Origin of the sequence: Streptomyces sp. AHU1, from assembly GCF_045343905.1 — a bacterium.
Taxonomy (GTDB): domain Bacteria; phylum Actinomycetota; class Actinomycetes; order Streptomycetales; family Streptomycetaceae; genus Streptomyces; species Streptomyces triticiradicis.
In genome coordinates, this window is record NZ_CP174283.1 from 6,768,082 (window position 1) to 6,780,928 (window position 12,847).

The window sequence follows — 12,847 nt, forward strand, 5'->3', positions numbered from 1 at the left end:
TGCACGGCTTCCGGCCGTGCGGCGGACCGTGCCCCGCCGCGGCCCCGACGGCGACGGGTGCGGTGCGCGCGATGCGCCAGACGTTTACAGGGGTGCCCGGGCGCGCTACTTTCCGCATGAGGTGGGAGCGCTCCCATGTGCGGACCGGAACCCGCTCCGGAACCGCTCCCGCCTCGCTCCCGGTCCCGCACGCCCCCACGGAGGATGCATTGTCATGCACTTAACAAGCTTGTCCGGTCCGGCGGGAGCGCGACGGCCGCTCTCCCGGACACGGTTCCCCGGCCGCCGCCCGTCCCCCTTCCTCGTGCTCCTGGCCCTGCTGGCCGTGCTCCCGGCCCTCGCCCTGATCGTCACGACCGGCGGCCGGGCGGAGGCGCACGGCACCCCCATGAAGCCGGGCAGCCGTACGTTCCTGTGCTGGCGGGACGGGCTGACCGACACCGGTGAGATCAAACCGGTGAACCCGGCCTGCAAGGCGGCCCAACAGGTCAGCGGCACCACGCCGTTCTACAACTGGTTCTCGGTGCTGCGCTCGGACGGCGCCGGGCGCACCCGCGGCTTCGTCCCCGACGGCTCGCTGTGCAGCGGCGGCAACCCCAACTTCTCGGGGTTCGACCTGCCGCGCTCGGACTGGCCGTTGACCCATCTCACCGCGGGCGCGACCGTCGACTTCGCCTACAACGCCTGGGCGGCGCACCCCGGTTGGTTCTACGTCTACATCACCAAGGACGGCTTCGACCCGACCAGGGCCCTCACCTGGGACGCCATGGAGGACCAGCCGTTCCTCAGCGTCGACCATCCGCCGCTCAACGGCACCCCGGGCACGGTCGATGCCAACTACTCCTGGAGCGGCAGGCTGCCGGCGGGCAAGACCGGCCGCCACATCGTCTACATGGTCTGGCAGCGCTCGGACAGCGCGGAGACCTTCTACTCCTGCTCCGACGTCGTCTTCGACGGAGGGAACGGCGAGGTCACCGGCATCCACGATCCGGGCGACCCGACCGAACCCCCGCCCGGCGCGTGCACGGCGGCCCGGCGCACCACCGGCAGCTGGCCGGGCGGCTACCAGTCCGAGGTGACCGTCACCAACACCGGCACGGTCCCGATGCTCGGCTGGATGGTCGACTGGACGCTGCCGGGCGGCCAGTCGGTCGCCAGCCTGTGGAACGGCAACGCGACCTACGGCGGGCAGGACGTGATGGTGCACAACGCCGACTGGAACGGCTCGCTGAGTCCGGGCGGCAGCACCACGTTCGGGTACGTCGTCCAGGGCTCGGGCGGCGATCCGTCGACGGCCCTGCCCTGTCGGGTCGGCTGAACGGACGATGCTCGGGGCGGACCGGGCGGGTGGGTTCGCACCCGCCCGGTCCGCGAGCCCGGACGCGGCGGGGGAGGCCCTGCCCGGGATGGTGCGGCTTGTGGCGACCGCGGTGCACGACAACGTTGTCGATCGGTCTGCGCACGACTCTATCGCCTCAACGGACAACGATGTCAAGAAGGTTGACGGCCCACCTCGGCCCGTTCGTGCCCGTGGGGGCCGGAGGCGGCGGGGCGGAGGCGGGGGCGTCCGTGCGGCCGCCGGTCCCGGCACGTCACCGGCGGACCGGAAGGGCGCCCGCCCGGCGCGCCACCCGTGACGCCATCGGAGTGTCCGCGAGGCGCGCCCCCGGCGGCGCAGGCGGTCTTCCGTGGTACCCGTGACGCACGTTACTGTCCCTGCGGCTTGTGCGACCCCCGGTGCGCGACCCGTCCGAAGGAGGAGGGGCCGCGTCATGCGTTTCCGTCCGTCATCGTTACTGCTGGCCGTCGCCCTGACGGTCGCCGGCGCCGCCCCGGCGCTCGCCGCACCTCCGTCGGGGCCACCGGAACTCGTCAAGGACCCCACCGCGTACGTCGACCCGCTCATCGGCACCAGGAACGGAGGCAACGTCTTCCCGGGCGCCGTCACGCCCTTCGGCATGCTCTCCTGGAGCCCGGAGAACACCCGCGGCGACGCCACCCGCACGGCCGCGCCCGGCGGCTACCAGTACGACGCCACGCGCATCCGGGGCTTCAGCCTCACCCACATGTCCGGAACGGGATGCGCGGGCGGCAGCGGCGACATCCCGTTCTTCCCGTACGCCGGTGAGGTCACCTCGTCCCCGGCGGCCGACACCAAGGACGCCGTCTACGCCTCCGGGTTCGCGCACACCGACGAGGTGGCCGAGCCCGGCCACTACGAGGTGGGGCTCGCCTCCGGCGTGACCGCCGACCTCACGGCGACCGCGCGCACCGGTTCGGGCCGCTTCGCCTTCCCCGCCGACAAGCCCGCCTCGATGCTGATCCGCACCGCCAACTCCGAGGTCGGGTCGACGGATTCGACCGTGCGGATCGACCCGGCGACCAGGACCGTCTCGGGCTCCGTCACCTCCGGCAACTTCTGCGGCTACCTCGATCCCGAGGGCCGGCGCTCCTACTACACCCTGTACTTCACCGCGCGCTTCGACCGCGCCTTCAAGACCACCGGCACCTGGCAGGACGACCGGCTGAACCCGGGGGCCACCGAGGCGAGCGGCGGCACCGGAGGATTCGAGCAGGGCGGCCGTCCCCTCGCGGGCAAGGGGGCGGGCGGCTACGTGGAGTTCGAGCCCGGCACCGACCCGGTGAACGTCAAGGTCGGCATCTCCTACGTCAGCCAGGAGGGCGCCACCGCCAACCTGGACGACGAGAACCCGCCGTCCCGCTCCTTCGCCTCCGTCCAGCGCGCAGCCCACCGCGCCTGGCGCGAGAGGCTCGGCGCGATCGGCGTCGGCGGCGGCACCGACGGCGACCGCACCACCTTCTACACCGCGCTCTACCACTCCCTCCTGCACCCGAACGTCATCAGCGACGCCGACCGCAGATACCGGGGCCCCGACGACAAGGTGCACACCGTCGGCCGGGGCCACGAGGCGCAGTACGGCACCTTCTCCGGCTGGGACGTCTACCGCTCGCAGGTCCAGCTGCTGACCCTGCTCGACCCGGACACCGGCTCCGACATCGCGCAGTCGCTCCTCGAACTCGCCCGGCAGAACGGGGGAGTCTGGGACCGCTGGCTGCACGGCGCGAGCGGCACGCACGTCATGAACGGCGACCCGTCGGCGCCCGCCCTCGCGGGCATCCGCGCCTTCGGTGGCACCGACTTCGACCTGCGCGGCGCCCTCGCCTCCCTGGTGAAGGCGGCGACCGTGCCGACCGAGGCGGACCTGTCGGCGGCGGGCAAACCGGTGCTCTCGGTGGGCCAGCGCCCCTCGCTCGACAAGTACCTCGAACACCACTACATGCCGTCCGTGTCCAACGCCTGGGGCGGCGCCGCCGAGACCCTGGAGATGTCCGGCGCGGACTTCGCGATCTCCCAACTGGCGAAGGCGGCGGGGAAGAAGAAGACCGCCGCCGAGTTCGCCGAGCGCTCGCAGTGGTGGCAGAACAACTTCAACATCGCGGCCGACCCGAGCGGCGGCTACATCGCCAACCGCAAGGCCGACGGGAGCTGGGTCACCGGCTTCACCCCGGCGACCGGCAACGGTTTCGTGGAGGGCACTGCGGCCCAGTACACCTGGATGGTGCAGCACGACCCGGCGGGCCTCTTCGCCGCCATGGGCGGCCGCGCCAAGGCCCTCGACCGCCTCGACACGTTCTTCCACAACACGGACGGGAGCTGGGCGTTCAGCGGCAGCGGCGGTGACAAGTCCGAGCTGGACAACGAGCCGTCGGTCAACGTGCCCTACCTGTACGACTACGCGGGCGCGCCCTACAAGACGCAGGAGACCGTCCGCGCGGCGATGACCCGGCTGTGGTCGACGAAGCCCGAGGGCATCCCCGGCAACGACGACCTCGGCGAGATGTCGTCCTGGTACGTCTTCTCCGCGCTCGGCATGTATCCCCAGGTGCCCTCCCGCGCCGAACTCGTCCTGGCCTCGCCGCTGTTCCCGAGGATCGAGATCGACCGTCCGGGCGGCGCCGACATCGAGATCCGGGCCCGGGGCGCGGCCGCGGACAGCCCCTACGTCCAGTCGCTGCGGGTCGACGGCCGTACCGGCACCAAGCCCTGGCTGCCGGCCTCCTTCGTCCGCGACGGCGGCACCCTCGACTACACGCTGTCCACGACACCCGACAAGGACTGGGGCACCGCCGAGTCCGCCGCGCCGCCCTCCTTCCGCACGGGCGAGCAGCCGTACCAGATCGGTGTGGGCCCGACCGCGGCGACGCTCGCGCCCGGCGGCAGCACCGCGCTCGACATCCGCGCCCTCGCCCTCGGCGGGGGAGCCGGGCCCGAGGTCCGCTTCCACGTGGACGTGCCGGCGGGGGTGAAGGCGACCCCCGCCGAGGGCACGGTGAGCGACGGCGCCCAGCGGATCTCCCTCACCGCCGCCGCCGACGCCGACCAGGGGTTCTACGACGCCAAGGTCACCGTGACCTCCGGCGGCACCTCGTACACGCAGCCGGTGGCGCTCACCGTCGCGGCCCCGGGCTCCCTCCTCGCGGCCTACGACAACACCGGAGTCTCGGACGACACCGGCGACCACTCCGAGGCCGACTACGACGGCGGTGGCTGGAGCTACTCCCGCCAGGCCCTCGCCGACGCGGGCCTGACCCCCGGCGGCCGGGGGACGGTGGACGGTCTCGCCTTCACCTGGCCGAAGTCCCCGGCGGGCCGCCCCGACAACGCCTCCGGCAGCTCGCAGACCATCGAACTGAGCGACCCGGCGAGCCGGTTGTCCTTCATCGGCAGCGCCGTGAACGGCAACCAGAAGACCACGGCGACCGTCACCTACACCGACGGCGGCACCGACTCCGTCGACCTGTCCTTCACCGACTGGACCGTCGGCGGCGGGGGCGGCACCGTCCAGTACGGCAACGTGACGGTCGCGAAGAGCGCCTACCGCAACGTCGCCGGCGCCGACAAGGACCCGGTGGCCACCTACGTCTTCGCCACCAAGCCGTTCACGGCGCCGGAGGGGAGGACGATCAAGAGCGTCCGGCTCCCGGACAACGCGGACCTGCACGTGTTCACCCTCGCGGTGAGCTGACTCTTACACGGACGAGGGGCGGGCCCGGAGTCTCCTCCGGGCCCGCCCCCTTTTCCGTCGGGCGCGGCTCAGGCCAGCAGCTCCACCTCCGCGAGGGTCGACTCGCCGTCGAGGACGAGACGGTAGTGGGCGTACGGGCCGGGGTCCGCGACCGTGAACGCCCGGGTCTGCCGGTCCCAGGGGAAGGACTCACCGGAGCGCTTGTCGAGGTCCGTCCAGGTCGTGCCGTCCGAGGAACCCTGGAGCGTCCACCCGGTCGGCGCCTTCGTGTGATCCCCGGAGGTCAGCGTGTACTGGACCCCCTCGGTGCCGGCACCGGTCGGCAGGTCCACCGAGGTGACGGTGGCGCCCGTCGCCGAGGTGTTGTCGAAGAGGGCGCCGTCCCCCTTGAGGGTGTCCGCGCGCGGCGAGGGCACCTTGTCGTCCTCGGTGACCGACACCGGCGCCGCGTCCTTGCCGGTGCCCCACGAGGACGGCTCGGCGCCCATGTCGAACTCCAGCACTCCGCCACGGGTGATCAGCGAGTGGGGGAGCGAGGTCGAGTTCCAGCGCTTGCCGTTGAACCGGACGCCCTGCACGTACACGTTCTTCGCGCTGTTGCGCGGGGCCCTGATCACCAGGTCGTGGCCGTTCTCCAGGTGGACCGTGGCCTTGGTGAACAGCGGGGAGCCGATGGCGTACTCACCACTGCCCATCACCAGCGGGTAGAAGCCGAGCGAGGAGAAGAGGAACCAGGCCGACTGCTCGCCGTTGTCCTCGTCGCCGTGGTAGCCCTGCCCGATCTCGCTGCCGGCGTAGAGGCGGGAGAGGACCTCGCGGACGTTCTTCTGGGCCTTCCAGGGCTGTCCGGCCGCGTCGTACATGTAGTTCACGTGATGGGCCACCTGGTTGGAGTGCCCGTACTGGCCCATCCGCACGTCCCGGGCCTCGGTCATCTCGTGGATGACACCGCCGTAGGAGCCGACGATGTCGGGCGAGGCCGTCTCGGGGGTGGAGAAGTACGTGTCGAGCTTCTCCGCGAGCGCGGCGCGCCCGCCGTACAGGTTGGCGAGGCCGCGCGAGTCCTGCGGCGCGGTGAACGCGTACCCCCAGCCGTTGGTCTCCGTGTAGTCGTAACCCCACACGCGCGGGTCGTACTTGGCGGAGTCGACCCGCCAGTCGCCCTTGGCGTCGCGGCCCTGGAAGAAGCCGGCCTTGGAGTCGAAGAGGTTCACGTAGTCCCGGGAGCGGTTGAGGAAGTAGTCCGACTCCTCCTTGTAGCGCTTCTCGCCGGTCTTCTTGTAGAGCGCCTTGCCCATTTGGGCGATGCCGTAGTCGTTGACGTAGCCCTCCATGGCCCAGGACAGGCCCTCGCCCGTGGAGGTGCTCGTGTAGCCGAGGAAGGGGGAGGTGGCCATGCCCTTGCGGCCCACGCCGGAGGTCGGCGGGACGACGGTGGCGTTCTTCAGGGCCGCCTCGTACGCCGCCTTCGCGTCGAAGCCGACGCCCTTGACGTACGCGTCCGCGAACGCCACGTCCGAGGAGGTGCCGGTCATCAGGTCCGCGTAGCCGGGCGAGGACCAGCGCGAGGTCCAGCCGCCGTCCTTGTACTGCTGCACGAACCCGTCGACCATCTCGCCCGCCTGACCCGGTGTCAGGAAGGAGTACGCGGGCCAGGTCGTCCGGTAGGTGTCCCAGAAGCCGTTGTTGACGTACACCTTGCCGTCGACGATCTTCGCCCCGGTGTGGGTCGGGGTGTCCGGACCCGGCATCGGGGAGAACGGCGAGGCGTACTGGTACTTCGAACCGACCTTCTCGAAGCCGGAGTTCGGGTAGAGGTAGAGCCGGTACATGCTGGAGTACAGCGTGGTCAGCTGGTCCGGCGTGGCGCCCTGCACCTCGATCCGGCCGAACAGCCGGTCCCACTGCCGGCGCGCGTCCTTCTTGACGGCGTCGAACGAGGTGCCGTCCGGGATCTCCTGGCCCAGGTTGTCCTTGGCCTGGTCGACGCTGATGAGCGAGGTGGCCAGGCGCAGGGTGACGGTGTGGTCGGAGCCGGCCTTGAACCTCAGGTAGCCCTTGACGCCACTGGAGGAGCCCTCGGTCACGGGCGCGTCGAAGACGCCGTAGACGAAGAGCCGGGTGGCACCGGTCGACAGGCCGGACTTCACGTCCGAGTAGCCGGTGACCACGCCCGCCGAGGTGTCCAGCGTCAGGCCCGCCTGCTCGGTGACGTTGTCGAAGACCACGCTCGCGTCGTCACCGGGATAGGTGAAGCGCAGGGCGGCGGCGTGATCGGTCGGCGCCATCTCCGCCTTGAGGCCGTTCTCGAACGTCACGCCGTAGTAGTACGGCCGCGCGGTCTCGTTCTCGTGCCGGAAGGCCAGCTCACGGGCCTCCCGGCCGGTGTCCGGGGTGCCGGAGGCGGCCGACGGCATCACCTGGAAGGTCTGCCGGTCGCCCATCCAGGGGCTCGGCTCGTGGCTCGCGCTGAACGCCTGGACGGTGGGCAGGTTGTCCGCGTTGTTGGCGCGGGCGTAGTCGTACAGCCAGCTCAGCGAGCCCGCGTTGGTCACCGGCGTCCAGAAGTTGAAGCCGTGCGGCACGGCGGTCGCCGGGAAGTTGTTGCCGCGCGAGAACCCGCCGCTGGAGTTGGTGCCGCGGGTCGTGAGCGCGTAGTCGGCCAGGTGCGCCGGGGGCTTCTGCCGGGCGGCCGTGCGCAGCGAGACGTCGTCGAGCCAGCCGCGGAACTTCGCGGGGCCCTTCGGCGAGTCGTACGCGAGGAGGATCCGGTCGACGGTCTTCCCGGCCGCGACGGAACCGATCCGCGAGGAGACGTTGTTCCACTGGTTGACGTACAGCACCTTGGCGGCGCCCTGGCCCTGCGGCGTCAGCGCGAATCCGTGCTGGTCCACGGCGTTCAGGCCGCTGAGCGAGGTGCCGTCGGTGAAGACCAGGTCCACGGCCACGTTCGTGGCGTCGTAGTCCCGGTCACCGTCGGCCATCGAGGGGAAGATCCGGTACGACAGTTCGGTGCCGCGCCCGACGGCGACGTTCACGTCGAACACCTTGTTGTACGAGTACGCCCGGCCCTCACCCTTGTGGGTGCCGGCGTAGCGCAGGGCCCGCTTGCCCGTGAAGCCCGCGCCCGCCTTCGCGGTCGGCGAGCCGCTCGGCCCCCGGTCCACGAGCGAGAGCATGTCCTTGGGGGTCGGGTCGTCGCTCTGTCCCGTGGAGAACTGGACGTCGGCGATCTGGAGGATGCCGCCGCCGTTGTTCTTCGTGACGTCGAGCCGGAAGTGCCGGTACTCGACGGGGCTCTGGATGTCGTACGTCTTCGTCTGGAACCGCTCCCCGAAGGATTCCCCGGAGCGGGTGTCGAGGGTCTTCCAGTCCTTGCCGTCGGTGGAGCCCTGCAGGGTCCAGTCCTTCGGGTCGCGCTCGTCGTGGTCGTTTGCGGATGTGAGCGCGTACGTGACCGCCTTGACGGGCGCGTCCAGGTCGAACTCCGCCCAGCCGGTGGGTTCGAAGGTGAGCCACTTGCTGCTCGGCTCGCCGTCGGCGAGGTTCTCCTTGACCTCGCCCGCGCCGGTGTTCTCGCCGCTGGCCCGCACGTCGGTGACGTGGTCGGTCACATTGCCGGGGATGCCGGTGCTGTAGCCGCCGTCGACACCGGAGGACCGCTTCGTCCCGTCGGCGGCGGTGTCCACCGTGTTGAGCCAGTCCGGGGCCGGATCGTCCGATTCGAACGAGGAGCTGAACTCCCGGTCGGGCTTGGCGGCTTGGGCGGGCAGGGCGACCGCGACGCCCTGGGAGGCCGCTAACAGGGAGAGGGCCGCCACCCCCAGTGCACCCGAGGAACGCCATCCCCTCCGCCGCGTGGAACTCTGTCTGTACCGAGCTCTGTGCTGCATGCGCGAGCACCCTCCCTGCACGTGGACAACGTTGTCAATTTTGCTGCGCAAGGACCATTTGGGCGTCAAGTTGACAGGGATGTCAAGGGTGTTGGGTGTGGCATCCGGGGTGAATACCGTGTGACGAACCGTGCATTGCGTTCATTGCGGGAGGCCGGCGTCCTGTGGATCTTCGCCGGGGTGGTCCTGGGGTGCCCCATATTTCCGTGAGGTCTCAACTCGGAAAAGACCAGCGGCCAAACCTGCATTCGATCTTGCTCCGTTGGCGGGAAGTGGACTATACCTGTCGCGTCCGGCCGGTCGAGCGACCGGCCCTGGACAGGCAGGACCCATGGGGGAATTCCGCAGGACGCTGGAACGTGGTCCGTACACGTAATGCCGGTCCGTCCCGCTGAATCCCCCACGCACGACCCCAGCTTGAACTGACCGCGGTGCCGGGGAGGATCCGGTTCACCGCCTGAGTCCTGGAGAAGGCGAGGACTTGAGCATGGGATCCACTTCCGCCGAGAACAGCAGCCCCGAGGGTGTCGGCCGCCGCGACCTCATCAAGAGGTCGGCCGCACTTGGCTTGATCACTGTCCCCACGATGAGCTTCCTGTCCGCGTGTGCGAGCGGGGGCGGTGACGACAAGTCCGACGACAAGGGCACCGGCAAGACCAGCAAGGACAACCCCTTCGGTGTGAAGAAGGGCGGCGGCAAGCTCGACGTCGTCGTCTTCAAGGGCGGCTACGGCGACGACTACGCCAAGGCGTGGGAAGCGGCGTTCGACAAGAAGTGGGGCACCAAGAGCGCCCACACCGGCACCCAGGAGATCACCGGCAAGCTCCAGCCGCGCTTCAACGGCGGCAACCCGCCGGACATCGTCGACGACTCGGGTGCCCAGCAGATCAAGCTGGACGTGCTCTACAAGAACGGTCAGCTCCTCGACCTGGCCGCGGTCCTCGACGCCCCGTCCATCGACGACCCCTCGAAGAAGGTCCGCGACACGCTGATCCCGGGCACCCTCGACCCGGGTCTGCAGGGCGGCAAGGTCGTGGCCCTCAACTACATCTACACGGTGTGGGGGTTGTGGTACTCCGGCAAGCTCTTCAAGGAGAAGGGCTGGGAGGTGCCCAAGACCTGGGACGACTTCCTCGCCATCTGCAAGGACGCCAAGTCGCAGGGCATCGGCGGCCTCGCCCACCAGGGCAAGTACCCGTACTACATCAACATCGCCATCATGGACCTGATCGCCAAGCACGGCGGTCTGGACGCCATGAAGGCGATCGACAACCTCGACCCGAAGGCGTTCGTCGGCTCCGACGCCGCCAAGGCGGCCATCGAGGCGATCTACGAGGTCGTGGAGAAGGGCTACTTGCTGGCCGGCACCAACGGCCTGACCCACACCGAGTCGCAGACGCGGTGGAACCAGTACAAGGCCGCGTTCATCACCTGCGGTTCCTGGCTGGAGAACGAGCAGCTCAAGCAGACCCCGCCGGACTTCGACATGAAGTTCATGCCGATGCCGAGCCTGCCGGGCGACAAGCTGCCGTTCGAGGCGATCCGGGCCGGCTCGGGCGAGCCGTTCATCATCCCCGCGAAGGCCGCGAACCTGCCCGAGGCACAGGAGTTCATGCGCTCCATGCTCTCCAAGGAGTGGTCGACGCTCTTCGCCCAGAAGGCCAACTCGCTCACCATCCTCAAGGACGGCGTGTCCGACGGCGTCCAGCTCCGGCCCGGTACGCAGTCGACGGTCGAGGCGTCCAAGGCCGCGGGCGACAACACCTTCAACTACCTGTACATCAACTGGTACAGCGAGATGGACGTGGCGATCCAGAACGCGTCCAACGAGCTGATGTCCAAGCGCATCCAGCCGAAGGAATGGCTGAAGCGGGCCCAGGCGGCGGTCGACAAGGCGGCCAAGGACCCCGCCTCCAAGAAGAACCACCGCGACTGATCACTCAAACCCGGAACACCAGGGGCAGGATGCCATGCGAAAAGGGCAGTACCGGTTCGTCGCGGGGTTTCTCCTCGCACCTTTGGCGCTGTATCTGATCTTCGTGATCTGGCCTTACCTACAGACCATCGGTTACTCCTTCACCGACTGGCAGGGTCAGTCGCAGACGTTCGGATTCGTCGGCCTGGACAATTACAAGGCGTTGTTCCAGGACGACGTATTCCTCCAGGCGATCTGGCACAACATCCTGTTCCTGGTGTTCATTCCGGTGATCACCATCCTGCTCGCCCTCTTCTTCGCCTTCATGGTGAACGCGGGCGGGCGGGGCGGCGCCGGCGGCGTCCAGGGCGTCGCGGGCTCGCGCTTCTACAAGATCGTGTACTTCTTCCCGCAGGTGCTGTCGCTCGCGATCCTCGCGGTGCTCTTCGGAGCCGTCTACCGCAGTGACGGCGGCGGTCTGCTCAACGGCCTGCTGATCAAGCTCCACCTGGTCGACGGCGACAGCCCCATCGAGTGGATGAACGAGCCGAACATGGTGCTCTGGTGCCTGATGGCGGTCGTCGTCTGGCACGGCGTCGGCTTCTACCTGGTGCTGTTCTCCGCCGCCATGCAGTCCATCCCGAAGGACATCTACGAGGCCGCGCTGCTGGACGGCGCGAGCCGCTCCCACACCTTCTTCCGGGTCACCCTGCCCCTGCTGTGGGACACGGTGCAGACCGCCTGGGTCTATCTGGGCATCATCGCGATGGACATGTTCGTCCTCGTCTCGACCATGACCCAGGGCACCGGCTACGGCGGCGGGCCCGACCACCACAGCGAGGTCATGGCGAACGTCATGATGCGCAACTTCCTCTATTTCGGAAAGAGCGGCTACGCCTGCGCGATGGGCGTCGTCATGCTCCTCCTCACCCTCGTCCTGTCCGTGGTCACGCTGCGCGCCACCCGCCGCGAGCGCATCGAGTTCTGAGCGGGAGACACGACTATGAGCGCACCCATGACGGAGCCGGCGAAGGTCGACGGCGCCGCAGTACCCCCGCAGCGAAGTGCCCGGAAGGCACCGCCCCGGCCGGGCGACAAGCGGACCGAGGGCATGGCCCTCAACGTCTTCTCGCACGGCTTCCTCGCCCTCTGGGCGGTCCTCATCATCCTGCCGCTGCTCTGGCTGGTCCTGAGCTCCTTCAAGACCGACGCGCAGATCGGCGGGTCGGCCCTCAGCTGGCCCTCGAACTGGCAGCTCGACGTCTTCGGCCGGGCCTGGAACAAGGGCATCGGCGACTACTTCGCCAACACCCTGATCGTCCTGGTGTTCTCGGTCCCGCTGACCATGCTGTTCGGCGCGATGGCGGCGTACGTACTGGCCCGCTACGAGTTCCCGGGCAACCGGATCATCTACTACTTCTTCGTCGGCGGGGCCATGTTCCCCGTCTTCCTGGCCCTGGTGCCGCTGTTCTTCATGGTCAAGCGCCTCGACATGCTGAACACCTACCAAGGCCTGGTCCTGGTGTACGTGGCCTACTCGCTGCCGTTCACCGTGTTCTTCATGCACGCCTTCTTCCGGACGCTGCCCACCGCGGTCTTCGAGGCGGCGGTGCTCGACGGGGCCTCGCACACCCGGGCGTTCTTCCAGGTCATGCTGCCCATGGCCAAGCCCGGACTGCTCAGCGTCGGCATCTTCAACGTGCTGGGCCAGTGGAACCAGTACATCCTGCCCTCGGTGCTGATGCAGCCGCAGAGCAGCTCGGACCCGGAGCGCTACCTCCTGACCCAGGGCCTCATCCAGCTCCAGCAGCAGCAGGGGTACGCCACCGACCTGCCCGTCCTGTTCGCCGGCGTCACGATCTCCATGGTCCCCATGCTGATCGTCTACCTGTCCTTCCAGCGCCAGGTCCAGGCGGGTCTCACTTCGGCGACTCTCAAGTAACGAATCGTCCCGTCCGTCACATGCGCCACCTCCGTCCCGGAGGTGGCGC

Annotated in this window: 6 protein-coding genes; 5 read left to right on the forward strand and 1 reads right to left on the reverse strand. The window is 69.2% G+C overall.

Features of this window, described 5'->3' with window-relative positions:
- Positions 1–214: 214 nt before the first annotated feature.
- A complete protein-coding gene (locus tag ACICHK_RS30100; RefSeq protein ID WP_406839307.1) occupies positions 215–1,318 on the forward strand; it encodes a lytic polysaccharide monooxygenase in 1,104 nt (367 codons plus the stop codon).
- Between the two features lie 454 nt (positions 1,319–1,772).
- Complete coding sequence (locus tag ACICHK_RS30105; protein WP_406839308.1) at positions 1,773–5,048, forward strand: GH92 family glycosyl hydrolase; 3,276 nt, start codon at positions 1,773–1,775, stop codon at positions 5,046–5,048.
- A 68-nt stretch (positions 5,049–5,116) separates the two neighbouring features.
- On the opposite strand, the gene ACICHK_RS30110 is transcribed toward ACICHK_RS30105, so the two are convergent.
- Positions 5,117–8,941 carry a GH92 family glycosyl hydrolase gene (locus tag ACICHK_RS30110; RefSeq protein ID WP_406839309.1) on the reverse strand — a complete coding sequence of 1,275 codons (3,825 nt, stop codon included), beginning with the start codon at positions 8,939–8,941 and terminating at the stop codon, positions 5,117–5,119.
- A gap of 487 nt (positions 8,942–9,428) precedes the next feature.
- On the opposite strand from ACICHK_RS30110, the gene ngcE reads away from it, so the two are divergent.
- The 3 genes from ngcE to ACICHK_RS30125 are packed head-to-tail and all read left to right on the forward strand — an operon-like array spanning position 9,429 to position 12,798.
- Positions 9,429–10,877, forward strand: a complete 1,449-nt coding sequence (gene ngcE / locus ACICHK_RS30115; protein WP_406839310.1) for an N-acetylglucosamine/diacetylchitobiose ABC transporter substrate-binding protein — start codon at positions 9,429–9,431, stop codon at positions 10,875–10,877.
- A gap of 34 nt (positions 10,878–10,911) precedes the next feature.
- A complete protein-coding gene (locus ACICHK_RS30120; protein ID WP_151468623.1) occupies positions 10,912–11,844 on the forward strand; it encodes a carbohydrate ABC transporter permease in 933 nt (310 codons plus the stop codon).
- Between the two features lie 15 nt (positions 11,845–11,859).
- Entirely contained in the window at positions 11,860–12,798 is a 939-nt protein-coding gene (locus ACICHK_RS30125; protein ID WP_151468622.1) for a carbohydrate ABC transporter permease, read from the forward strand.
- Positions 12,799–12,847 lie beyond the last annotated feature (49 nt).

Coding starts and splice junctions, on each gene's coding strand:
- ngcE (WP_406839310.1), top strand. CDS start 9,429: ATGGGATCCACTTCCGCCGAGAACAGCAGCCCCGAGGGTGTCGGCCGC.
- ACICHK_RS30110 (WP_406839309.1), bottom strand. CDS start 8,941: ATGCAGCACAGAGCTCGGTACAGACAGAGTTCCACGCGGCGGAGGGGA.
- ACICHK_RS30105 (WP_406839308.1), top strand. CDS start 1,773: ATGCGTTTCCGTCCGTCATCGTTACTGCTGGCCGTCGCCCTGACGGTC.
- ACICHK_RS30125 (WP_151468622.1), top strand. CDS start 11,860: ATGAGCGCACCCATGACGGAGCCGGCGAAGGTCGACGGCGCCGCAGTA.
- ACICHK_RS30120 (WP_151468623.1), top strand. CDS start 10,912: ATGCGAAAAGGGCAGTACCGGTTCGTCGCGGGGTTTCTCCTCGCACCT.
- ACICHK_RS30100 (WP_406839307.1), top strand. CDS start 215: ATGCACTTAACAAGCTTGTCCGGTCCGGCGGGAGCGCGACGGCCGCTC.